General features: G+C 53.9%; 17 protein-coding genes. 9 read left to right on the top strand and 8 right to left on the bottom strand.

The window, feature by feature from the left end:
- Position 1 precedes the first annotated feature (1 nt).
- The 3 genes from ACPUC7_RS03145 to wbaP all read right to left on the bottom strand — a co-directional run bounded on the left by ACPUC7_RS03145 (position 2) and on the right by wbaP (position 3,304).
- Positions 2-436 (bottom strand): arsenate reductase/protein-tyrosine-phosphatase family protein, encoded by a 435-nt coding sequence (locus ACPUC7_RS03145; RefSeq protein ID WP_343554189.1) that lies wholly within the window; start codon positions 434-436, stop codon positions 2-4.
- A gap of 9 nt (positions 437-445) precedes the next feature.
- Positions 446-1,576, bottom strand: coding sequence for a polysaccharide export protein (locus ACPUC7_RS03150; RefSeq protein WP_343554188.1), 1,131 nt, complete (start codon positions 1,574-1,576; stop codon positions 446-448).
- 294 nt (positions 1,577-1,870) lie between these two features.
- Complete coding sequence (wbaP, locus tag ACPUC7_RS03155) at positions 1,871-3,304, bottom strand: undecaprenyl-phosphate galactose phosphotransferase WbaP (RefSeq protein WP_494921734.1); 1,434 nt, start codon at positions 3,302-3,304, stop codon at positions 1,871-1,873.
- A gap of 791 nt (positions 3,305-4,095) precedes the next feature.
- Between wbaP and ACPUC7_RS03160 the strand changes: the two genes are divergently transcribed.
- Positions 4,096-5,655 (top strand): TerC family protein, encoded by a 1,560-nt coding sequence (locus tag ACPUC7_RS03160; protein ID WP_494921735.1) that lies wholly within the window; start codon positions 4,096-4,098, stop codon positions 5,653-5,655.
- 67 nt (positions 5,656-5,722) lie between these two features.
- Here ACPUC7_RS03160 and asmA read toward each other — a convergent pair whose 3' ends face one another.
- The 3 genes from asmA to udk form a co-directional block, all read right to left on the bottom strand.
- Positions 5,723-7,522, bottom strand: a complete 1,800-nt coding sequence (gene asmA / locus ACPUC7_RS03165; protein ID WP_494921736.1) for an outer membrane assembly protein AsmA — start codon at positions 7,520-7,522, stop codon at positions 5,723-5,725.
- Positions 7,523-7,532: 10 nt separating this feature from the next.
- Positions 7,533-8,114: a dCTP deaminase gene (gene dcd, locus ACPUC7_RS03170; RefSeq protein ID WP_034824828.1), complete on the bottom strand. Its 582-nt coding sequence runs from the start codon at positions 8,112-8,114 to the stop codon at positions 7,533-7,535.
- Positions 8,115-8,186: 72 nt separating this feature from the next.
- The gene (gene udk, locus ACPUC7_RS03175; RefSeq protein WP_343554184.1) at positions 8,187-8,825 is read right to left on the bottom strand and encodes a uridine kinase; all 639 of its coding nucleotides are present in this window, start codon (positions 8,823-8,825) and stop codon (positions 8,187-8,189) included.
- A 230-nt stretch (positions 8,826-9,055) separates the two neighbouring features.
- Between udk and ACPUC7_RS03180 the strand changes: the two genes are divergently transcribed.
- The 3 genes from ACPUC7_RS03180 to yegD all read left to right on the top strand — a co-directional run bounded on the left by ACPUC7_RS03180 (position 9,056) and on the right by yegD (position 13,821).
- Positions 9,056-9,673, top strand: a complete 618-nt coding sequence (locus ACPUC7_RS03180) for a phosphatase PAP2 family protein (RefSeq protein WP_494921737.1) — start codon at positions 9,056-9,058, stop codon at positions 9,671-9,673.
- A gap of 153 nt (positions 9,674-9,826) precedes the next feature.
- Positions 9,827-12,391, top strand: coding sequence for a diguanylate cyclase (locus ACPUC7_RS03185; protein ID WP_494921738.1), 2,565 nt, complete (start codon positions 9,827-9,829; stop codon positions 12,389-12,391).
- A 77-nt stretch (positions 12,392-12,468) separates the two neighbouring features.
- On the top strand, positions 12,469-13,821 hold the full coding sequence (yegD, locus tag ACPUC7_RS03190) for a molecular chaperone (RefSeq protein WP_494921739.1): 1,353 nt from the start codon (positions 12,469-12,471) through the stop codon (positions 13,819-13,821).
- Positions 13,822-13,908: 87 nt separating this feature from the next.
- Here the strand turns inward: yegD and ACPUC7_RS03195 are convergent, their stop codons facing one another.
- Positions 13,909-15,243: a carbohydrate porin gene (locus ACPUC7_RS03195; protein ID WP_494921740.1), complete on the bottom strand. Its 1,335-nt coding sequence runs from the start codon at positions 15,241-15,243 to the stop codon at positions 13,909-13,911.
- A 217-nt stretch (positions 15,244-15,460) separates the two neighbouring features.
- Positions 15,461-16,423 carry an aldo/keto reductase gene (locus tag ACPUC7_RS03200; RefSeq protein WP_494921741.1) on the bottom strand — a complete coding sequence of 321 codons (963 nt, stop codon included), beginning with the start codon at positions 16,421-16,423 and terminating at the stop codon, positions 15,461-15,463.
- Positions 16,424-16,659: 236 nt separating this feature from the next.
- Here ACPUC7_RS03200 and ACPUC7_RS03205 point away from each other — a divergent pair, with 236 nt between their 5' ends.
- The 5 genes from ACPUC7_RS03205 to vapC all read left to right on the top strand — a co-directional run bounded on the left by ACPUC7_RS03205 (position 16,660) and on the right by vapC (position 24,776).
- Positions 16,660-17,883 carry an MdtA/MuxA family multidrug efflux RND transporter periplasmic adaptor subunit gene (locus tag ACPUC7_RS03205; RefSeq protein ID WP_494921742.1) on the top strand — a complete coding sequence of 408 codons (1,224 nt, stop codon included), beginning with the start codon at positions 16,660-16,662 and terminating at the stop codon, positions 17,881-17,883.
- Positions 17,883-21,005, top strand: coding sequence for an MdtB/MuxB family multidrug efflux RND transporter permease subunit (locus ACPUC7_RS03210; protein ID WP_494921743.1), 3,123 nt, complete (start codon positions 17,883-17,885; stop codon positions 21,003-21,005). The genes ACPUC7_RS03205 and ACPUC7_RS03210 overlap by 1 nt, the downstream gene beginning before the upstream one ends.
- Complete coding sequence (mdtC, locus tag ACPUC7_RS03215; protein ID WP_494921744.1) at positions 21,002-24,073, top strand: multidrug efflux RND transporter permease subunit MdtC; 3,072 nt, start codon at positions 21,002-21,004, stop codon at positions 24,071-24,073. Before ACPUC7_RS03210 ends, mdtC begins: the two co-directional genes overlap by 4 nt.
- Positions 24,074-24,144: 71 nt before the next feature.
- Entirely contained in the window at positions 24,145-24,378 is a 234-nt protein-coding gene (gene vapB / locus ACPUC7_RS03220; RefSeq protein WP_494921745.1) for a type II toxin-antitoxin system VapB family antitoxin, read from the top strand.
- Positions 24,378-24,776, top strand: a complete 399-nt coding sequence (vapC, locus tag ACPUC7_RS03225) for a type II toxin-antitoxin system tRNA(fMet)-specific endonuclease VapC (protein WP_494921746.1) — start codon at positions 24,378-24,380, stop codon at positions 24,774-24,776. The genes vapB and vapC overlap by 1 nt, the downstream gene beginning before the upstream one ends.
- Positions 24,777-24,789: the final 13 nt, after the last annotated feature.

The following is a 24,789-nucleotide window of genomic DNA, read 5'->3' on the forward strand; positions in this document are numbered from 1 at the left end:
ACTATCGGCTTAATACGTTGACCCATTTCTGGGTAGCGTTTTCCAGTAACCCGTAGACCTCTTCAAAGGCCTCGCGACTTTTTTTGTACGGATCCGCAATTTCCTGTTGGTTGAGCCAGTGCCCAAGCAGCATGGTTTTCCCGCGTGCGGCTGGGTCGATGCGATTTACCTGCTCAACGTGACGCTTTTCCATTACCAGAATCAGGTCATAGTCACGGCACATGCTGGCCGTTAACTGTTGCGCCTGATGGCCTTCGAGCGACACGCCGTGTTCGGCGGCCACATCCAGGGCAGTTTGATCCGCCGGATAACCTTTCAGAGCGCCAAGCCCTGCCGAGGCAATCCGGGTTTCTGGTAGTGAACGCTGAAACAGACGCTCCCCGGTTGGGGAGCGGCAAATGTTGCCAACGCAGACGACTAACACGGACTTAATCATGGCTAAACCTTAGTTCGACCAGTTACGGAAACGAAGCGCCGCGGAGCTGGCATCGTCAATTCCGACGATGGTCGGCAGCAGGCTTGAAATCACACGGTTCCAACGGGTAAGAGGCGTTGCGGTGACGTAGACAATGTCGTACGGCTCCAGTTGGAATTCAGTACCCATCACCATTGACGCCGCATCTTTAGTATTCAACTGATAGATGTTGGCAATCTTAGTGCGGTTCGCGCCGCGAATCGGACGAATGACGAACACACCGGTGGCATCAGAGGTGGTTTGATCCATACCCTGCGAATTGCCCAGTGCTTCGGCCAGCGTCATGCCGCTACGGTCCATCTTCAGCGTTGACTGCTGTTTCACTTCGCCCATGACGAAGACTTTCAGATCATCGTTACGTGGCACGTAAAGGATATCGCCCGGATAGAGCAGATGGTTCTGGCTCAGGTCGCCGTTTTGCATCAGCGCCTGCAGCGAGAGACGGTTTTCTTTGCCGTTGTGCGTCAGTACCACGTTGCGCCAGTCAGCGTCGGCCGCTAAACCACCGGCGGCGTTGACGGCATCAAGCACGGTCAACGGTACGTTGGTGATTGCCTGCTGGCCGGAGGTGGTCACCGATCCGGTCACGTAGGCTTTCTGCGAACGGAACGCGGCAACGTTGACATCAACCTGCGGGCTCTCAATGAACTGTGCGAGGCGACGCGCAACTTCGGTACGGATCTCGGTCACGGTACGACCGGCGACGCGTACTTTACCAATGTATGGATAGAAGATAGTGCCATCGGCCTGAACCCAGTTACCGGTGTCACTGGCGCTGCGATACTGACCGGCTGGCGTGGTCAACTCTGGGTGATCCCAGACGGTAACGTTCAATACGTCACCCACGCCAACGCGGTATTCGTAGCTTTGAATTTCGGTTTGCAGCGCAGGGTTAGCTTGCGCGATTAATGGCTTCGGACGCATCTGCTCGACCAGACGCGGCGTCAGCGGGAAGACGTTTACATATTTGTCGATGTCATAGTTGCTATCCTGTTGCTCTATAACATCTTTTCCACTGGTGGAAAGACTCGAACCCGGTTCAATGGTACATCCGGAGAGAAAGGCTGCGGATACCAATAAAGGTATCAATTTAATTTTCATTATCATCTGATTCTTCGCTATCAGTTAATGATTGATAGAGGCGAAATCGCCCGCTGTGTAAGCGTCTTACAAAAAATATTGTGACGGGTTAAACACTGAAACTGTGGGTCATTATTATGCGCTCCCTTGGTTTTATGTTGTCACCGTGTCAAAAGACGACATCAAGTAAAGTGGGTGATTCATTCGTCGGCAAATACCCCACTCTATTTAGGCTCAGGGCAGTTGTTATCACCACCTACCCAGCACCGGCGTTTTCAGGCGGGGACAACATTCCGTCCCCTACCCTGCGGTCTATCAATAGGCGCCGTCACGTTTAAGCACAACGCCAACCGTCTTAAATAGAATCGCGATGTCATTCCACAGCGACCAATTCTTCACATACCACGAGTCGAAATAGACGCGCGTTTCATAGTCAACGTCATTACGACCGCTAACCTGCCACAATCCCGTCATGCCTGGTTTCGCCATCAGGTAATAATCGACATCACCAGCATAACGGCAGAGTTCATCTTCAATCACCGGACGTGGGCCAACCAGGCTCATGTCGCCACGTACCACGTTCCACAGCTGCGGCAGCTCATCCAGACTGGTTTTACGGATGAAGTGGCCGACTTTGGTGATGCGCGGATCGTTTTTCAGTTTGAAGTCTTTATCCCACTCGGCGCGTGCCACCGGATCGGTGCGCAGCACCTCTTCCAGCATCTCTTTCGAGTTAACGGCCATTGAGCGGAATTTAAGGCATTTAAATTTGCGGCCGCTGAGGCCAACACGTTCGTGTCCGTAGATTGGCGGTCCACCGTCGCGTCCAACCATAAAACCGAGCACCAGTAATGCCGGTGACAACGCCAGGATAATGCTCAAGGCGCCAACAATATCGAATGCGCGTTTCAGGAAGCGTGAGGTGCGTTTCGCCAGATTGTTGTTAACGCGCAGAATCATCACTTCGTGGCTAAAGATGTAGGCCATGTCAGTACCGTACAGCGGTACGCCACGCAGCGTGGGGATTACCGAAACGGAACGGCAATTGTGCATCGCCAACATTTTTAGCCAGTTATCGCGGTGTTGGCTCTGTTCGAACTCGACCGCCACGATGAATTGGGTTTCGCTGTTGGTCAGCTGCCACAACTCTTGTTCATTGTGCAGCACCGGTACACCCGAAATACTGGCTTGCGGGCAACTGCCATCGACATCGAAAAAGGCGATCACATCAAAACCCATCACCTCTTCGCTTTGCAGTGCCTGCCAGGCTTCCTGTGCGTTACGGCTGCTGCCGATGATGATGGTTTGCTTCTTCCACATGCCGTAATGATTGAGTACGCGTTTGGAGATGGCGCGTGCCAGCGGCAACATAATCAACGCTAAAATCCAGGTGGTTACCCAAACAAAACGCGACATCTGCCATTGTGAAAGTGCTGAAATTGACAAATCAATGACAGAGAAAATAAGAATGGTACGAAAGATCTCTTTGAGCTCGAACCAGAATGGTTTGCGATAAGTATAATGACGCAGACGAACCCAGAACCAGCCTACGCAAATAACCGATAGAGCAATGTGTGTGGCTATTTTTAAATGCAGGTATTTTTCAGATATATCTGCCAATGGAGAAGCGGTGAAGGAATTAATCAGCGACATAGCAATAAATAATGCCGCGTTGAAACAAATTAAATCCGAGCACGCCAGTAAAATTTTGGTCAGAAGACTTTTATATGTAATTTCGTTATCGCGCATATTTAACTCTTTTATATTATTTCCCTAATCCCTAACGCCTCGGCCCTGTTTAATAAATGAGCGTTATATTCGCTGCATTTTTTGAGGCTATCTGCGGCAAATTCTCTGGAGGAAAAACCAATTCTCGCTTTAGTAAGCAAGATAATTACGATTAATACCAACAGATAAGTCTGACTTCCCTTGCCACAGTGACAGACGTGTTAACCCAGAAAAAAGCGCTTCAGGCACGCTACCGCCCTTGGCTGTCGCTGCCAATACCGCTTTCGTCATCCTATTTACAGCCTGTTTTATGCGGCATTTCTGAGCTAATTACTGGCCGTGGTCCGCGTGCGATCACAATTCACAACATTAAAAGGCTTAGGAGCACGCTATTAACAACGTTGGCGCAGACATTTACTAACACGTTGCTATACTAGTTATTACTGGCTTGTTTACAAGTAGGCCCCGTCTTCCCTGCACTATTTTAGGAAAAAGACTACCAGCCATAAGTATTGATGCCAGCCCTTTCAGGTCTTTCCGCCGCAAAATTCAGATTTATTCGATACTCAGCTTGTCATTACTTTGCATTAAAAACGCACGTCTAAACTGCCTGATTACAATTAATCGCGTTTTCCAGCTTGATGAGTTGTTTATCCATACTTTCATGTTATTGGTATCCATACGCAGAGCAGATTATTCCTAACGCCTAATTTTCTCCGCGCTCTCAGTGGGGCGGGCGACATTTGTACCCTGTTAGTCGATTCACTATCATCAGATTAAGCTCAATTGATAGACATTAAGGTGATTAACGCATGTTCGAATGGATCGCGGATCCGTCACTCTGGGCAGGATTAGTAACGCTAATCGTTCTGGAATTGGTCTTGGGCATTGATAACCTGGTTTTCATTGCCATCCTCGTCGAAAAGTTACCGCCGACCCAACGCGACCGCGCGCGCGTGATCGGATTGTTGTTGGCGCTTTTCTCACGTTTAGCGCTGCTAGCCTCGCTTTCCTGGCTGGTTACGCTGACGCAGCCGCTGTTTACGCTGTGGCAACACAGTTTCAGTGCGCGCGATCTGCTGCTGTTATGCGGCGGCTTGTTTCTTCTTTATAAAGCCACCACCGAACTGAACAGTCGCCTTGAAGGCGGCGACGAAGATGATGGTCAAAATAAGAACGGTGCTAAATTCTGGCCAGTGGTTGCGCAAATTGTGGTGCTGGATGCCATCTTCTCGCTGGATGCGGTGATCACCGCCGTTGGCATGGTCAATGAATTACCGGTGATGATGGCGGCGGTGACCATCGCCATTCTGTTGATGCTGCTGGCGAGTAAGCCATTAACGCGCTTCGTCAACGGTCATCCCACCATTGTGATTCTTTGCCTCAGCTTCTTACTGATGATTGGTTTCAGCCTTGTGGCTGAAGGCTTGGGCTTCATTATCCCGAAAGGCTATCTGTATGCGGCGATTGGCTTCTCCATTCTGATTGAGATACTGAATCAGTTGGCGATGTTTAACCGTCGCCGCTTCCTGACCGCAGGCCGCCCGCTGCGCCAGCGCACCTCTGAAGCGGTGCTGCGTATTTTGCGCGGTGAAGCGCAGCGTGCTGAGCTGGATTCGGATACCGCCTCGCTGGTGAGCGACAATGAGGAAGGCGCGCTGTTTAATCGCCAGGAGCGCCGCATGATTGCGCGCGTGCTGGGCTTAGGTCAGCGGCAGATTAACAGCATCATGACGTCGCGCCACGACGTCGAGCATATCGATTTAAGCGAAGATCCCGCGGACATCATGGCGAAGCTCGATCGCAATCAGCACACACGCATTTTGGTGACCGAACAAGGCCGCGATCCACTGGGTGTGGTGCATGTCATCGATCTACTGCACCAATCGCTGCACAGTAACTCGCTCGATTTGCGCGCCTTAATTCGTCAGCCACTGATATTCCCGGAACGCGTCACCTTACTGCAAGCGCTGGAGCAATTCCGCAATGCGCGTACCCACTTCGCCTTTGTGGTGGATGAATTTGGTTCGGTGGAAGGGGTGGTGACACTCAGCGACCTGATGGAAACCATCGCCGGTAATCTGCCGATTGAAGGAGAAAAAGTGGATGCGCGCTATGATATTCAGCCGCTGCCCGATGGCGGTTGGATAGCCAATGGGCATATGCCGCTGGAGGATCTGGCGGTGTATGTGCGATTGCCACTCGATGAGAAGCGCAATTACCACACGTTGGCGGGATTGTTGATGGATAGCCTGCAACATGTGCCGCAGGAAGGCGAGGAATTGCAGATAGGCGATTATTTGCTGCGCACCTTGCAGGTGGAGAACCATCGCGTGCAGAAGGTGGAGATTTTGCCGCTTGCCTCAATGTAACTTGGTCGCCATTTATGGTGACCTTATGAAAGCGAACCGGGTCGCCGAATTGACGACCCGGTTCGCATCAGGGCTGTTTAGCGGGCTGCTGGCGATCCAGCCAATCATTCAACCGCGACTTCGCCTCACTTTGCAGTTGCTGACGCACCACATCATCAATCGGCAACGAATACTGCAAATTATCCCAGTCACCGTACATACGCAGCGGAATGGTTTGCTGATTCAGCAGGCCCGCTAATTTACTGTCGCCCTGCCAACCGCGCAGCATCATATTGATGGTGACATCAAGCTGCTGCTTGACCATGTCGATATTGCCTTTGGTTTGCACCGCCATACGACTGTTGCCACCTTGCAGGTCCGGCAAACTGATGTTGCCCTGCTTCAGGCTGACGCGGCCGCTGAGTTGCTGAATGCCCTGATCGTCGGGCTGATCGTTGCTCACGCGATTACTCACGCGCGCCACCGCACGACGTACCATTTGTTGCAGATTAAGCTGCGCCAGTTGCAGATTAGCGGCTTCCAAATCGGCACTGCCCTGCCAGTTACGTTTGGCTTCTTCCACGCTCAATCCCGCGCCGCTCAAATCGCCTTTGAGCGAAACGGTACCTTGCAGCGTCTGTGGCAACTCCAGCGCTTTCAATAATGGCGCAATCGCAATGTTATCGATTTCAGGTTGCAACGCCACTTGCGTCACCGGCTGGCGAATATCTACCGAACCGGGAATTGAGAAGTGACCGTCGCCGAATTTGCCTTGCAGTTTAGTCACCGTCATCAAGCCTTGCTGATTACTGGCGTCAATCTGCAAATTATTCAGCGTCAAACCGCGCCACACGCTGCTATCGGCAGTGAGATTGAGTGACAAATCCATCTGATTGAGCGGCGAATCACTGTTGTCGTGATTACGCGGTTCAGCAATCACCGGCGTGCGTGCCACACTGGCATGTTGTGTTGCGCTGCTATCGTTAATCGGCGCGCTCGCCATCAAATTGTCGATATTGAGTGTAGTGGCATGCAAAGCCAGATTCAGCTGTTGCGGCAAGGCGAGACGCCCCGACGCGCTGCCATCCAGCGTGCTGTCGTTGGCGCTGAGCTGCATCTTTTGCAGCGAGAATTGCTGATTATCCGCATTCCATTCACCCTGCGCACTCAACGTTCCTTTAATGCCTTGCGGCGGCAGGTTGGCGCCATCTAACGCGTAGTTGAACTCACTGATATCGCCGACCAGACGATGCGGATATTGGGCCACATTCATCTGCCCTTTGAGATTCACGCTGAGGTTACGCTGATTGCGGGAAACACGCGTGGCGAGGTCAAAATTCGCCTGCTTGCTGGCATCTTGATCGAGGTTGAGATTGAGATCGCGGAAATTGTACTCGTCACCGTCCTGCTGCTGCCAAATCAGCAGGCTATCTGCCAGACGCAGTTTGCCGATGTTGAATGTCCAGCCTTTATCGATGCTGTTTCCGGCATCGGCATCGCCTGGTCCCACCGGCGCGCCGCTCGGTTTCTGTGGCGCGCTGTCTGGCGTAGCGCGGATGATGGCGTTTTTCAGCATCACCTGGCTGACGCTAAGCTGATGGGAAAGCAGTGGCCATAGATTGACATCCAGGCGCATATTTTCCGCTGTCACCATCGGCTGTGCCGCGCCGGGCGCCGTCAAACTCATGCGACCCGCCAAAATGCTGAGCTGCGGCCAGACATGCCAACGCAGATCGCCGCTGACCTGAAGCTGATAACCACTGCGCTGTTCCACCTGCTGTACCATGTAGGTACGAAAGTCGTTGGGATTGACCAGCAATACCAATGCCGTCATGCCCGCTACGACCACCACTAACAGGATGGCCAGCGTTGTTATCACTCTTCTCATCAAATCCTCTTCAGTCTTTGTCGATACGGCTGGCGTCAGCGCCCTGTTGACCACGATATTTTGCATCTTCACGGCGGTTATAAGGACGTGCAGCCGGACCCGACAACGGCTCAAAACTCAATGCGCCAATCAACATGCCAGGGCGCAGCGCCAGCGGCAGTTTGCCCGAATTATAGAATTCCAACACAATGCGACCTTGCCAGCCCGGATCGATACGGTGCGCGGTTACGTGCACCATCAAACCCAAACGCGCCAGCGATGAACGTCCATCCAGCCAGCCGACTAAATCATCGGGAATGGTCACCGATTCCAGCGTCACCGCCAGCGCCAATTCGCCTGGATGCAGGAAAAACGCTTCACCTTCCGGCAGCACAATTTCATCGCTCATCACGCGATCCAATGCGGCACTGACTTCGTGTTTTGGACCACTCAAATCAATAAAAGGTGCGGTATGGCCGCTGAAGGTGCGGAACTGATTGCCGAGACGCACATCCACCGTGGCGCCATTAATACGTTCCACTGGCGGGCGCGGATCAATCGCCAGTTTTCCGTTATCCAGCCAGGCTTCAATATCGCGATCGCATAATCTCATCGCTGGTACTCCATGTGTTAAGTGTAGCGAAAGGCGACAACAGCGCGTCACGACTACGCGGACGCGCTGTTGTTAAAGATACTGATTAATCTTGGCCTTAAGAATATCAATCGCGATACGGTTTTTCCCGCCGCGCGGCACAATGATGTCAGCGTATTGCTTGGAAGGTTCGATAAATTGCAGGAACATCGGGCGTACCGTCTTTTGGTACTGACTCATCACAGAATCCATGGAACGGCCACGCTCATTCACATCGCGCTTCATGCGACGCATCAAACAGATATCCAGCGGCGTATCGACGAAGATCGAGAAGTTCATCTCCTGACGCAGACGTGCATCGGTTAACAGCAGAATACCTTCGAGGATAATCACTTTCTTCGATTGCAGACGAATGCAGTCATTGGTGCGCGTGTGCTCAACGTAGCTGTAAACCGGCAGCTCGATTTCCTGGCCGGCTTTGATGGCGCGCAGATGTTGCAGCAGCAAATCATGATCCATCGCGCTCGGATGGTCATAGTTGGTTTTCACCCTCTCTTCCATGGTGAGGTGGCTCTGATCTTTGTAGTAGGCATCTTCGGGGATCACACCGATATGCTCGTCACCGACCTGGTCACGGATTTCACGATAGAGCGTGCTGGCAATAAGACTTTTTCCGGATGCGGATGCACCTGCGATGCCAACGATCACGCACTGATGAGACTTGTCAGTCATACTTTTTTAAGACCTGATAACTGGAGCCTGCCTAAGCCGAAGCTGCAACGGGCCGAATGAGAGGGTTAGTTGGCGGCAATTATAGGTATTTCACCGGTTTGATGCCAGAGAAATGGGCCTGCGGCTTTTCAGAATATCCCCTTTTGCAGCCAGACGCTTAATCGATACACTGTTCATCTGCCAACACTGTAGCGGGCGTTGGTACTCTGATTGTAGCCACAAGGAAAAGTATGAGCTGGAAAACCCTCACCTATTTTGGCGACAGCATGTTGCTGATCCCCACCGCGGTGATTATCGCGCTGGTGTTGCCATGGAAAAGCGACAACCGCCAAACGGTATGGTATTGGCTGCTGGCGTTTGGTCTGGCGGGCCTGATCGTTAGCGTCTCAAAAATCCTGTTCCTTGGTTTTGGCATTGGTAGCGCCAGATTTAACTTCACCGGCTTCAGCGGCCACAGCGCCATGTCTGCCACCCTTTGGCCAGTGATGATGTGGCTGATATCAGGACGCTGGTCGCCGCGCTGGCGCATCGTCACCATCGGCATCGGTTACGTTATTCCGCTGATGGTTGGCTTCTCACGCCTGGTGATTCACGCGCACTCCAAAAGCGAAGTGCTGGCGGGCTTGATGCTCGGCTTCACCCTGAGCACCGCATTTCTGCTCACGCAGCGTCGCACCGCGCTGAAAGGCTTTAGTTTGCCGCAGGTCGGCGTGGCGTTTTTGGTGCCGCTGTTGCTGCTGGGCCACGGCCGCGTTGCCACCACGCAGCAGTTCCTCGAGCGTTTCTCGGCCAATCTCGCCGGATTAGAAAAACCCTTCACCCGCGCCGATTTATTACGCCGTTTATAATTGCGCAGCGAAGCAAAGTGCCAATCAATTCAGCGAATAAAGGGGAAAATAGATTTCTGCGCAGACATCTTAAATAGATGTGCTAGCATGCAAAACAGAGATTGATTGGCGCATTTTTCAATGTGTAATAGATGCGCGCTGCTGGATTCGTGCATGACCCTCGAAATATTGACTTCACAGGATCGACCACAAAGAACATGGCTCAATGCCCTGCTCATTGGCGGGCTGGCCTTTCTGCTGACGCTGTTTTGCCTGGAACTGATCGTTGTCAGCGGCCGTATTTCCCCACTTTGGTACTCCACCGCCTTAATGACGGTGGTGGTGTTTCGTGCGCCCTCGAAACAGGTTCCTCTGTTGCTGTTTTGTTGTGTGTTGGGAACGGCGCTGGCGAATCTGCTGATCATCGGCCCGGCCCTTAGCAATATCAAATTTGCCATCTTAAATATGGTGCAAGCGGTACTGGGCGGATTGATGTTGCGCGCCTTGCTCAATCGCCGCGCGCCACTTAATTCATTGCTGGATTGGGTGCGTTTTGCACTGTGCGCCGGTTTAATCGCACCGTTACTTGGCGGCGTGGTCGCATTGTGGATGTTACACGTTGGCAGCAATGCGTCGTTGCCGTTCTTCTTTACGTGGGTGATTTCCGAAGTGATTGGCGTGCTGGCGTTTGGCCCGGTTTTACTGCTATGGCCGAACAAACCGCTGCGCGAGATTATTACGCCCGGCCGCCAAATCGAAACTTGTCTGACGGTGATTGCTACGCTGCTCGCCAGCTATTTATCGCTGCGTTTTCTGCCGTGGCCGTTCACCTTTATCGTGGTGATTCTGTTCTGGTGCGCGGTGCGCCTGCCCAAGTTTGAAGCCTTTTTGTTGTTTTTCATCAATGCCAGCTTCATCTCAACTCTGCTGGCGTTTAACTGGGTCAATCTGGCGCAAAATGGCCTGCTGCTCGGACAGATCAGCACCTGGTTGCCGTTCCTGCTGGTGTTGCTGCCAAGTCACGTTATGGCGCTGGTGATGGATGCCTTCCAGCGCGAGAAACTGCATATCAGTGAGAGTGAAACCCGCTTTCGTAACGCGATGGAATATTCGGCGATTGGTATGGCGTTGGTATCACCGAACGGCGGCTGGCAGCAAGTTAACCAATCGCTATGCCAAACACTGGGTTTCCCGGCGGATGAACTGAAAAAACTCACGTTCCAGCAGATCACCCATCCCGACGATCTCAACAGCGATTTGCAGCAGTTGGAGCGTCTGGTGGCCGGCGACATCATGACTTACACCATGGAAAAGCGTTATTTCCGCAAAGATGGCGAGATTGTCTGGGCGCGCTTAACAGTTTCGATGGTGCGCGATGCAGCGGCACAGCCGCACTATTTCATCGCGCAGATTGTCGATATCTCCGAACTGAAGCAGAGCGAACAGGTTAATCGCCGCTTGATGGAGCGTATCACGCTGGCGAACGAAGCCGGCGGCATTGGCGTCTGGGAATGGAATTTGTTGTCTGGCGAAATGCTGTGGGACAAACGCATGTATGAGCTGTTTGGCTTCAATCCGCATCAAGCGCCCTCTTATGATTTGTGGCTGCATCTGCTGGATGAATCGGAGCGTGAACGCTGTGCGTTGATCATTCAGCAGGCGATTGAACGTCGCAGCGCCTTCCATCTTGAATACCGCATCAACCTGCCCGATGGCCCGCGCTATGTGCGTTCAGAAGCCAATCGCATTTTGAGTCAGGATGGCCAGATTGAACGTATGCTGGGCATTTGCCAGGACATCACGCCGCTGCGCATGCTGAATGAAGCGCTGTTCCAGGAAAAAGAGCGCATGGCGATCACCCTGGATTCCATCGGCGAAGCGGTGATCAGTACCGATGATGAAATGCGCGTCACCTTTATGAATCCGGTGGCAGAAACCTTAAGCGGTTGGTCACAAGAGAAAGCGGCGGGCGTGCCGATTACCGAACTGCTCCATATCACACGTGGCACCAGCGGGCCGCGCGTGGAAAACCTCTTGCTGTGCCAGCTGCCAGGTGAAAAAACCTCGCCGAATCTGGACGAGGAGTTGGTGCTGCATACGCCGGATGGCGCGCGCGTCGAGATTCACTACAGCATCACGCCGCTGAAAACCTTAACCGGCAGCAACATTGGCGCGGTGATGGTTATTCAGGACGTCAGTGAATCGCGCAAGATGATGAAGCGTCTGAGCTACAGTGCCTCGCACGATATGTTGACGCGGCTGCCGAACCGCCACAGCTTCGAGCAGCTCCTCAAACGCCTGGTGAATGACGCTGCGGCTAACAAAACTCAGCACGTGTTGGTGTTTATCGATCTCGACAAATTTAAAGCGGTCAACGACACCGCCGGACACGCCGCGGGCGACGCCTTGCTGCGCGAGCTGGCTGAATTGATGCCGCATCATCTGCGCACCAGCGATATGCTGGCGCGTTTAGGCGGCGACGAATTTGGTGTACTGCTGCCGAATTGCGAAGTTGATCAAGTACGCGACGTGGTGCAAAACATTGTTACTGCGGTAAGCGAATACCGCTTTGTCTGGCAGAATGAGTTGTATCACGTGGGCGCGAGCGCCGGCATCACGCAAATTGATCAACACAACTGCATCAGTAATGTGGTGATGTCACAGGCCGATGTTGCCTGTTACAGCGCAAAACATGCTGGTCGTGGTCAGTATCACGTTTATCAGGAAGTGCAGATGTAATCTGCCGCTTCTGCGTATTGCCAGCCTGCGCGAGCTGCGCTAAAGTCGCCCCCTTTTTTCCGGCATGGGGGATAAATATGTTTATCGGATTCGATTACGGCACGGCCAACTGTTCAATTGCAGTAAGTGATAATGGCACGCCGCGCCTGCTGACACTGGAGAATGGTCAGCGCCTGCTTCCCTCCATGATTTGTGCCCCGACGCGTGAAGCGATCAGCGAATGGCTGCATCGCCATCATCAAGTGCCGACGCCAGATAGCGAAGGCACCGCCCTGTTGCAGCGTGCGCTGCGTTATAACCGCGAAGAAGACATCGATGTCACGCCAGGCAGCGTGCAGTTCGGTTTGACTGCGCTCCAGCAATATATGGTTGATCCGGAAGAAGTGTGGTTCGTGAAATCACCGAAATCCTTCCTTGGCGCTAATGGCCTGAAGCCGCAGCAAATCGCCTTTTTCGAAGATTTGGTGTGCGCGATGATGCTGCACATTCGCCAGCAAGGTGAAACCCAGCTGGATCGTCCAATTGAGCAAGCGGTGATTGGTCGTCCGATCAACTTCCAGGGCTTAGGTGGCGAAGAGGCCAACCAGCAAGCGCAAGGCATTCTGCTGCGTGCAGCCCAGCGTGCCGGTTTCCGCGATGTGGAGTTTCAGTTTGAGCCGGTTGCCGCCGGCCTGGACTTCGAAGCGAGTTTAGAGAAAGAGACGCGCGTTTTAGTGGTTGATATCGGCGGCGGTACCACCGACTGTTCGATGCTGCTGATGGGCCCGGAATGGCGTCACAAAACTGACCGCCGCGAAAGTCTGCTCGGCCACAGTGGTTGCCGCGTTGGCGGAAACGATCTCGACATCATGCTGGCTTTTAAAACCTTGATGCCGCTGCTCGGTCTCGGCGGCAACACGCAGAAAGGCACCGCGCTGCCTGCGCTGCCGTGGTGGAATGCGGTAGCGATTAACGATGTTCCGGCGCAAAGTGATTTTTACTCTGCGGCCAGCGGCAAATTGCTGCGCGATTTGATTCGTGACGCGGAACAGGCCGACAAAGTGACACATCTGCTGAAAGTGTGGCAGCAGAAGTTGAGCTATCGCTTGGTGCGCGCGGCGGAGGAGAGCAAAATTGCGCTGTCGGATGTGGCTGAAACTGACGCTTCGCTGGCATTTATCGCCGCACAATTGCAGGCAAACATCAGCGCAACCCAGTTAGAAGAAGCGATTAATCAACCGCTGGAACGTATTCTTGAGCAAGTGCATCTGGCACTCGCCACCTGCGAGACCAAGCCGGAAGTGATTTATCTCACAGGCGGTAGCGCCCGTTCACCGGTGCTACGTGCGGCATTACAGCAGGCGCTGCCCGATACGCCAATTGCCAGCGGCGATGATTTCGCCTCCGTCACCGCCGGCCTGGCGCGTTGGGCCGAGGTGATGTTCAGATAATTGACTTCGCTCCGTACAATTTCCTCTCCCACTTGTGGGAGAGGGTTAGGGTGAGGGGAACCACGCTCGATCTAAAACTCAACCCAATCAGAAGTTAATATTTGCCGCAATCCCGCCAACAAACGCATCTTTCACTTCGCTCACTGCACCCGGCGCCACCACATATTGCAGGTTCGGACGCAGTTGCAGCCACTTGGTCAGCTGAGCGTTGTAATAGATTTCGTAGTTGTACTCTGAACCATCCTGAATCGGCAGATAGGTTGGGCTATTGAAGTCGGTTTCACCGTTGGCATCGTTCTGCTGACGCAGCGAGCGCGTATAGGCGCTGTTAACGTGGATACGCGCAGCACCGACACCAATTTCATCCTGCGGACGTGCATCGAACGGCCCTTTCCAGGTAAAGCTGACAGACTGATAGTTGTCAGTTTTCGAGGTTTTGTGGTCGTTCATCACCGCCTGTACCGTCACACCCAAGCCACGACTCACATCGCCGCCCTGCGCGGTCAGCTGCTGTTGCAACAGCACGTAGCCGCCATAGGCATGGTCTTTGCTCTGATAAGCGCCATCACGCCAGCTGCCGTAGTTATCGCCATTAGCTGATGAGTAGTAATAACCAATGCGGTAATTACCCGGCAATTTGTCCGCGCCTAACGTTGGTTTCCAACCCAATTCCACCGGCACCATGTTGCCTTCAGAATTGCTGGTATCCAGACGGAAGCCGTCGCCGCGATCGTAGTTAGAGCTGTTTTGGTTATAGAAGCCGACCTGAAAGAACACTTCCGGCGTGATGTTCACCTTCACGCGTCCGCCCCATTGGGAAACCGGCCAGTTAAACCAGCGATCGCCACGCCAGTTACCTGCCTGGCCGCTACCAAATGCCAGGTTCTGGAACTTACTGTCAAAGTTATCGAAATCTTCACCAACGGTTACACGACCCGCTTTCAGATTAACGGTGTTATCAAACAAGCCCTGGCTTAACCAGAATTGGGTTAAGCGCCAGGTTTGACCACGACCGTACACTTCCTGGGTGGATGACAGCATGCCAGTGCGCGAATCGGCAACCTGATCGGAGATGTTGCGGCCATTACGATCGGTAATCGTCATCTGGAATTGGGCATCTTTCCAATTCAATAACTTATCCAAATCGAAGTTAGCACCAAACGCCCACTGATCGCTGTAACGCATCGAGGTGTTGGTATCCGCACCACCGGCCAGATTTGAGGCGCTTTCCATGGTGTAATTGACGTCGAATTTGATGCCGTCATTTTCCAGCTGCGTTCGGTAACCGCCCCAATCGCCGAACATATACGGTGAATCGTAACTGAAGGCATCAGCGGCCATCGCTGAGGCACTCAGCATCGCAAACATCAAGGTTCCCGCTGCCAGGCGGGGTAACTGCTGCACTGCTTCTTTTCTGTTCATGATGGTTATTCTTATATGAAGTTACTGGAAAGGATCGAAAAGAGGATAGTGCTGGCCATAAGGCAACTTTTGCAAATAAGTGCGTAGTTTAGCGGATGTTTACGGTGCGATTGCACAATTGTGACCGTGATCGATGAATGAATATTTTCTGGCGGGAATCACATTTTTTGTGAGGCGAAAACGCAGAAAGGCGACCTTAAGGTCGCCCGCTTTCTGATTACAACTTGCTGGCACCGGCAAGTTCTTCAATTTCCTGCTTGCTCAGTTGCAGCTCCGTGGCTTTTACCAGTTCATCTAACTGTTGCAGCGACGTCGCACTGACAATCGGCGCAGTAATACTAGGACGCGCAATCTGCCATGCCAGTGCCACTTGCGTTGCCGACACATCATGAGACGCCGCGACATCTTCTAGCGCTTCAATGATGCGTTTGCCGCGTTCATTGAGGTATTTATCGACAATGCCCTGTCCACGCTTACTCTTGCTGGCGTCTTCCGGCTTTTTGTATTTGCCGCTGAGGAAGCCGCTGGCTAGCGAATAGTAGTTAATCACCCCGAGGCCATTCTTCACCGCAACCTGCTCCAGCCCACTTTCGTACTCCTGACGATCGTACAAGTTGTACTCGGGCTGCAAGGTTTCATAACGCGCGATACCGGCTTGTTTGCTGACATCCAGCGCTTCCTGCAAGCGTTTGGCATTGTAGTTAGAGGCACCAATCGCGCGAACCTTGCCCTCTTTAATCAGCGAATCAAAGGCTTTAAGCGTGTCCAGCAGCGGCGTGGTTTCGTCATCGCGGTGCGCCTGATAGAGATCGATGACGTCGGTTTGCAAACGACGCAGCGAATCTTCCACCGCCTGCCGAATATACGCCGGTTTCAAACCGGTTTTTTCCGGCGACAGTTCCATGCCGACTTTGGTTGCCAGCACGATGCTGTCGCGCTTGCCGCTTTTCTTTAGCCATTTACCGATGATGGTTTCCGATTCGCCACCGGCGTTGCCTGGTGCCCAGCGCGAATAGACGTCGGCGGTATCAATAAAGAACAATCCTTTCTCCACCAGCGCATCAAGCAGTGAAAATGAGGTCTTTTCATCTACCGTCCAGCCAAACACATTGCCGCCAAACGTGAGACGGGGAACTTCAATACCACTGTCGCCAAGTTGGCGGAGTTTCTGTTGACTCATTTTGTTCTCCTTATTCAAACGAGACAGGTCTGCTATTGAGCTTAGCAAAGGAAATCGTCGCGCTTATGCCTATTCCTGCCAGAATATTTACAGAATATGAATACTTAGCGTCGTTGGGGCGATATTCTTATTTCCTTCAATTTTTGCCCGGTCCGGGCGACTACAATCATTTCGTTTGCGATACCGCTTTTTAGGCATCGCACTTTGGGAAAACGAACCGCTGGAGAGCACACACATTGAAAAACCGTCGACTAAAAACAAGTTTGCTGATCGTAGCCGCAATTGCCGTCGTGGCAGGCGGATATTACTGGTGGCAACATCCAGCGGAACCCAATAAAGCAGCGCAGGCCGAAGGCCAGCAACATCGCGGACGCGGAGCGGGCGGCAAACGTCCGTTAGCGCCAGTACAAGCTGCCGCCGCTACTACCGAAAGCGTGCCTTACTTCCTTAGCGGCCTGGGCACGGTTACCGCCGCCAATACCGTCACGGTGCGCAGCCGGGTTGATGGTCAATTAATGGCGTTGCACTTCCAGGAAGGTCAGCAAGTGGCCGCCGGTGCGCTACTGGCCGAAATCGATCCGCGTCCTTATCAAGTGGCATTAACCCAGGCGCAAGGCCAACTGGCGAAAGACCAGGCCACGCTGGCCAATGCCCGCCGCGATCTCAGCCGTTATGAAAAACTGGCGAAAACGTCGCTAGTTTCGCAGCAAGAACTCGATACGCAACGCTCGCTGGTGAGTGAAACGCTCGGCACCATCAAAGCCGATGAAGGCAACGTCGCCAGCGCGCAACTCAATCTGACCTACAGCCGCATTACCGCACCGATCAGCGGACGTGTCGGTTTGAAGCAGGTTGATGTCGGCAACTACATCACCTCCGGCGATACCACCGGTTTAGTAGTGATCACCGAAACGCACCCGATTGACGTGGTATTCAGCGTGGCGGAGAACAACATCAGCCAGATCCTTAAGGCGCAGAAAAGCGGTCAGCCGTTGATCGTCGAAGCCTGGGATCGCAGCAACAAAACGTTGCTCACCAGCGGTAACTTGCTGAGTATTGATAACCAAATCGACGCCACCACCGGCACCATCAAGCTGAAAGCGCGCTTCAACAATCAAGACGATGCGCTGTTCCCTAACCAGTTCGTCAACGCGCGTCTCAAGGTCGATACCTTGCAGGATGCGGTGGTGATTCCAACCGCTGCCTTGCAGATGAGCAACGACGGGCACTTTGTTTGGGTCGTAAACAGCGATAACAAAGTAAGCAAAAAACGCGTCACCGCCGGTTTGCAGGATAGCCAGAAAGTGGTGATCAGCGCCGGTCTGGAAGCCGGTGATCGCGTCGTCACCGATGGTCTGGATCGTTTGACTGAAGGCGCCACGGTTGAAATCGTTGCCCCACAAAGCACCGCCACGCACAGCACGCGCGCTGCACAACCGGCACGCGGAGAGCGTCAATAATGCAGGTGATGCCTCCTGATACCAGTGGCGGGCCATCACGCCAGTTTATTCTGCGCCCGGTCGCGACCACCTTATTAATGATTGCCATCTTGTTGGCGGGTGTCCTTGGCTACCGTTTTCTGCCGGTCTCGGCATTGCCGGAAGTCGATTATCCGACCATTCAGGTAGTGACGCTGTATCCCGGCGCCAGCCCGGATGTGGTCACCTCATCGATCACCGCGCCGCTTGAGCGCCAGTTTGGCCAGATGTCCGGCCTGAAACAGATGTCATCGCAGAGTTCCGGCGGCGCTTCAGTAGTGACGCTGCAATTCCAGCTGACGCTGTCGCTGGATGTCGCCGAGCAGGAAGTGCAAGCGGCGATTAACTCCGCCACTAACTTATTGCCCAACGATCTGCCGAATCCGCCGGTTTACAGCAAAGTTAATCCAGCCGATCCACCGATCATGACCCTGGCCGTCACCACCACCAGCATGCCGTTGACGCAAGTGCAGGACATGGTGGAAACCCGCGTGGCGCAGAAAATTTCGCAGGTTTCCGGTGTCGGTTTGGTCACGCTGTCGGGCGGGCAACGTCCAGCGGTACGCGTGAAGATGAATGCACAAGCGCTGGCAGCGTTAGGTTTAACCAGCGAATCGGTACGCACCGCTATCACCAATGCCAACGTCAACTCGGCGAAAGGTAGCCTTGACGGCCCAACGCGCTCAATTACCTTGTCCGCCAACGATCAGATGACCTCAGCGGAAGATTATCGCAAGCTGATCATCAGCTATAACAACGGCGCGCCGGTACGTTTGGGTGACGTCGCCACCATCGAGCAAGGTGCTGAAAACAGTTGGCTCGGCGCATGGGCCAACCGCCAACCGGCGATTGTGCTCAACGTGCAGCGTCAGCCTGGCGCCAATATCATCGCTACCGCCGATAACATCCGCGCCATGCTGCCCGCGCTCACCGCCACGCTGCCGAAATCGGTGGATGTGAAGTTGCTGACCGACCGCACCACCAACATCCGCGCCTCGGTCAGCGATACGCAACACGAACTGATTTTGGCGATGGGACTGGTGGTAATGATCATCTACCTGTTCCTGCGTAACGTACCGGCCACGATTATTCCGGCGGTTGCCGTGCCGCTGTCGCTGGTGGGTACTTTCGCCGCGATGTATTTCCTCGGCTTCTCGATCAATAACCTCACATTAATGGCACTGACCATCGCCACCGGTTTTGTGGTGGATGACGCCATCGTGGTGATCGAGAACATTTCGCGCTACATCGAAAAAGGCGAGAAGCCAATGATAGCGGCGCTGAAAGGCGCAGGCGAGATTGGCTTTACCATTATCTCCCTCACCTTCTCGCTGATCGCGGTACTGATTCCGTTGCTGTTCATGGGCGATGTGATTGGTCGCCTGTTCCGCGAATTTGCCGTGACGCTGGCGGTGGCGATTCTGATTTCTGCCGTGGTGTCATTAACGCTGACGCCAATGATGTGCGCGCGCATGCTGAGTGCCGAATCGCTGCGTAAACAGAACCGCTTCTCACGCGCCAGCGAAGCGATGTTTGATCGCATCATTGCGGTGTATGGTCGAGGCTTAACCCGCGTATTGCTGCATCCGTGGATCACGCTGTCAGTGGCGCTCGGCACCTTACTGATCACCGTGTTGCTGTGGATTATGATTCCGAAAGGCTTCTTCCCGCAGCAGGACAACAGCATCATTCAGGGCACCTTGCAGGCACCGCAGTCGGTTTCCTACGCCAATATGGCGGAACGTACGCGCGATGTGGCGTCGATCATCATGAAAGATCCGGCGGTGCAGAGCATGACGTCGTTCGTGGGCGTCGATGGCACTAACTCCGCACTGAATAGCGCCCGCCTGCAAATCAACCTCAAGCCGTTAGATCAACGTGATGACCGCATTCCAGTGGTGCAAAAACGTCTGCAACAGGCGATTGATCGCGTGCCGGGCGTCAGCATGTGGCTGCAACCGGTACAGGATCTGACTATTGATACCCAAGCCAGCCGCACGCCGTATCAATTCACCTTGCAATCCGGTTCACTGGAATCACTCAGCTTGTGGGTACCGAAACTGCTGGAGCAACTTGGCAACTCACCCGAATTGCGCGATGTCAGCAGCGATTGGCAGGATCAAGGTTTGGAAGCCTTTGTGCGCGTCGATCGTGACAGCGCCAGCCGCCTCGGCATTAGCATGGCCGACGTGGATAACGCGCTGTATAACGCCTTTGGTCAGCGTCTGATTTCCACTATTTACACCCAAGCCAACCAATATCGCGTGGTGCTGGAACAGAACAACGATGCCACGCCGGGTTTGGCGAGCCTCGATGGCATTCGCCTCAATAGCAGCGACGGCGGCAGCGTACCGCTGAGCGCAATTGCGCAGATCGAAGAACGCCACGCCGCACTAAGCATCAACCATCTCGACCAGTTCCCGTCGGCCACCTTCTCGTTTGACGTGGCTGAAGGCTACTCGCTGGGCGAGGCGGTGAAAGCAGTCAGCGCCGCGGAAGATCAGGTTGGTATGCCTGCCGAAATGATGACGCAATTCCAGGGCAGCACGCTGGCGTTCGAAGCAGCGTTATCCAGCACCGTGTGGCTGATTGTCGCGGCGGTAGTGGCGATGTATATCGTGCTCGGCGTGCTGTATGAGAGCTTTATCCACCCGATCACCATTCTCTCGACGCTGCCGACCGCCGGTGTCGGCGCGCTGCTGGCATTAATGCTGAGCGGCAACGAGCTGGATATCATCGCCATCATCGGCATCATCCTACTGATCGGTATCGTGAAGAAAAACGCCATCATGATGATCGACTTCGCGCTGGCGGCGGAACGTGAGCAAGGTATGCCGCCACGTGATGCGATTTATCAGGCCTGTTTATTACGTTTCCGCCCGATTCTGATGACCACGCTAGCCGCACTGCTCGGTGCACTGCCGCTGATGCTGAGTACCGGCGTCGGCGCGGAATTGCGTCGTCCGCTGGGTATCGCGATGGTCGGCGGTTTGGTGGTCAGCCAGGTGCTGACGCTGTTTACCACGCCGGTGATCTATCTGCTGTTTGATCGTTTGTCTCACGCCACGCGCCGTCGCTTTAAGCGCTCGGAGGCGCAGCCGTGAAGTTCTTCGCCCTGTTCATCCATCGTCCAGTAGCGACAACGCTGCTCACCATCGCCATTGCGTTGGCCGGGATTCTCGGCTTCCGTCTGCTGCCGGTTGCGCCGCTGCCGCAGTTGGATTTCCCGGTGATTTTAATTTCTGCCTCGTTACCCGGCGCGTCACCAGAAACCATGGCGGCTTCGGTTGCCACGCCGCTGGAGCGTTCATTGGGCCGCATTGCGGGCGTTAGCGAAATGACCTCGACCAGTTCGCTGGGCAGCACGCGCATTATTCTGGTGTTCGATTTTGATCGCGACATCAACGGTGCGGCGCGTGATGTGCAGGCGGCGATCAACGCGGCGCAAAGTCTATTACCCACCGGCATGCCGAGTCGTCCGAGCTACCGCAAAGCCAACCCGTCCGATGCGCCCATCATGATCCTGACGCTAACTTCGGACATTTATAATCCCGGTCAGCTGTATGATTACGCCTCAACGCAACTGGCGCAGAAACTTTCGCAAATTGAAGGGGTTGGCGATGTCACGGTTGGCGGCAGTTCGCTACCGGCGGTGCGTGTCGATCTCAACCCACAGGCGCTGTTCAATCAGGGCGTGTCGCTGGATGCGGTGCGCACCGCGATCAGCAATGCCAACCAGCGCCGCCCACAAGGCGCAATTGATGATGTGAAGCAGCGCTGGCAGGTTCGCACCAACGATGAATTGCAGACCGCCAGCGAATATCAGCCGCTGGTGGTGCATTACAACAACGGCGCAGCGGTGCGGCTCAGCGATGTTGCCAACGTGCAGGATTCGGTGCAGGACGTGCGCAATGCCGGGATGACTAACGGCAAAGCGGCGGTGTTGTTGGTGGTGCGTAAGTCACCGGAAGCCAACATTATTGATACAGTGGATCGCATTCGTAGCGAACTGCCAGAACTGCATGACGTGATTCCTGCCGCGATCGATCTGCAAATCGCTCAGGATCGTTCGCCGACCATTCGAGCTTCACTGCATGAAGTCGAGCAGTCGCTGATCATCGCCGTCGCGCTGGTGATTCTGGTGGTGTTTGCCTTCTTGCGTGACTGGCGCGCAACGCTGATTCCTGCTGCTGCAGTGCCGGTTTCATTGATTGGTACTTTCGCCGCGATGTATTTGTGCGGTTTTAGCCTGAATAACCTGTCGCTGATGGCGCTCACCATCGCCACCGGTTTTGTGGTGGATGACGCGATTGTGGTGCTGGAAAACATTGCGCGCCATGTCGAAGCCGGAATGAAACCGTTGCAAGCGGCGTTAACCGGCGTGCGCGAAGTGGGTTTTACCGTGCTGTCGATGAGTTTGTCGCTGATTGCCGTGTTCCTGCCACTGTTGATGCTCGGCGGCATTATTGGGCGCTTCTTCTCGGAATTTGCCATCACGCTATCGGTGGCGATCCTGATTTCGCTGTTCATCTCGGTAACGCTGACACCAATGATGTGCGCCTATTTGCTCAAGCCGCAGGTTAAGCGCAGCCAGCCGCGCACCCGCGGTTTTGGCAAGCTGTTGATGAAAGTGCAAAACGGCTATGGGCGATCGCTTGGCTGGGTGCTGAATCACGCCATTTGGGTGTTAATGCTGCTGCTTGGCACCGTGGCGCTCACCGTTTGGCTGTTTATCTCAATTCCCAAAACCTTTATGCCGGAACAAGATACCGGCCGACTGCAAGGCTTTATCTCGGCGGATCAGAGCATTTCCTTCCAGGCGATGCGCGGCAAGTTGCAAGATTTCATGAACATCATCAAAGCCGACCCGGCGGTGGATAACGTTACCGGCTTTACCGGCGGTTCACGCACCAACAGCGGTTCGATGTTTGTGTCACTTAAACCGCTTTCTGAGCGCAGCGAAAGTGCGCAGGAAGTGATTGCGCGACTGCGCATAAAGCTGGCGAAGGAACCGGGCGCTAATCTGTATCTCAACGCGGTACAGGATATTCGCATCGGCGGCCGTGAATCCAACGCCAGCTATCAATACAGTTTGCTGTCGGACAACCTTGCAGATTTACGTGAATGGGAACCGAAAATCCGTCAGGCATTTGCCGCCCTGCCCGAGCTGGCCGACGTCAACTCGGATCAGCAGGACAACGGCAGCGAAATGAATCTGACTTACGATCGTGAAAGCATGGCACGGCTTGGTATCGACGTCTCCGCCGCCAACGCCTTGCTGAATAACGCGTTTGGTCAGCGCCAAATCTCCACCATTTACCAGCCGCTCAATCAGTACAAAGTGGTGATGGAAGTGGATCCGCGTTACACGCAAGACATCAGCTCGTTGGATCAGATGTTCGTGATTAACAGCGATGGCAAAGCGATTCCGCTCAGTTGGTTTGCCAAATGGCAGCCGGCCAATGCGCCGCTGGCGGTGAATCATCAAGGCTTGTCTGCCGCGTCAACCATCTCGTTCAACCTGCCGGAAGGCGTGTCGTTGTCGCAAGCGTCGGATGCGATTGATCGTACCGTCACCGCGATTGGCGTGCCTTCAACGGTGCGCGGCAGTTTTGCCGGTACCGCGCAGGTGTTCCAGCAATCACAATCCAACCAGCTGTATCTGATGCTGGCGGCGATTGCGGCGGTATACATCGTGCTGGGGATTTTGTACGAGAGTTACGTTCATCCGCTGACCATTCTCTCCACGCTGCCGTCGGCAGGCGTGGGTGCCTTACTGGCGCTGGAACTGTTCAATACGCCGTTTAGCCTGATTGCGTTGATCGGCATTTTGCTGCTGATTGGTATCGTGAAGAAGAACGCCATCATGATGGTCGATTTCGCCTTAGATGCTGAGCGTAACGGCAATCTGTCAGCGCGCGACGCCATTTTCCAGGCGTGTCAGCTGCGCTTCCGCCCGATTCTGATGACCACCTTAGCGGCACTGTTTGGCGCGCTGCCGTTAGTACTGACCAGCGGCGACGGTGCTGAACTGCGCCAACCGCTCGGCATCACCATCGCTGGCGGTTTAGTGATGAGCCAACTGCTGACGCTCTACACCACGCCGGTGGTGTATTTGATGATGGATAAACTGCGGCGCAAGAAGAAAACGGCGCAACTTGCTACAGAATGACCTGCTATATACCATTGCTATATAGCAAGGAAGGCGTAAACTTTAACCAGTGTTTCACTGAGGAGGTTTATATGTCGAGAGGTACGGTATTTACCAGTAATAGAACACAGAACGTGCGAATTCCAGCAGATGTTCGATTCCCTGATGATGTAAAAAACGTCTTCGTCAGGGCCGTTGGCAATGAACGTATCTTGGTTCCAATTGAAAATGCCTGGGACAGTTTTTTCCAAGATGGTCCAACGGTTAGCGAAGACTTTATGGACGAGCGTGCATCACAAGAACAAACGGAAAGGGAAGACTTTTAATGCATCGCTATATGCTGGATACCAACATGGTTATTTACGTTATCAAGCGGCGGCCAATCGAGGTGTTAGAGCGTTTTAACGCCAATGTTGGCCGCATAGTAATTTCATCCATCACGTTGGCAGAACTGTTTCATGGTTCAGAAAAGAGCGCGTTTCCCGAACGAAACTTGCGCGTGGTTGAAGATTTTGTCTCACGTCTGGATGTGCTCAATTACGATGCCAGAGCCGCATTCCACTATGGCGCAATTCGCGCAGAACTGGAGAAAAATGGCACGCCTATCGGCCTCAATGACCTTCATATCGCCGGTCACGCTCGCAGTGCTGCACTCACGCTGGTATCAAATAACTTACGCGAATTCTCACGCGTAAACGGATTGATTTGCGAAAACTGGTTTTGAAATAACAGGTACT

It is taken from the genome of Pantoea sp. CFCC18179 (assembly GCF_059412405.1).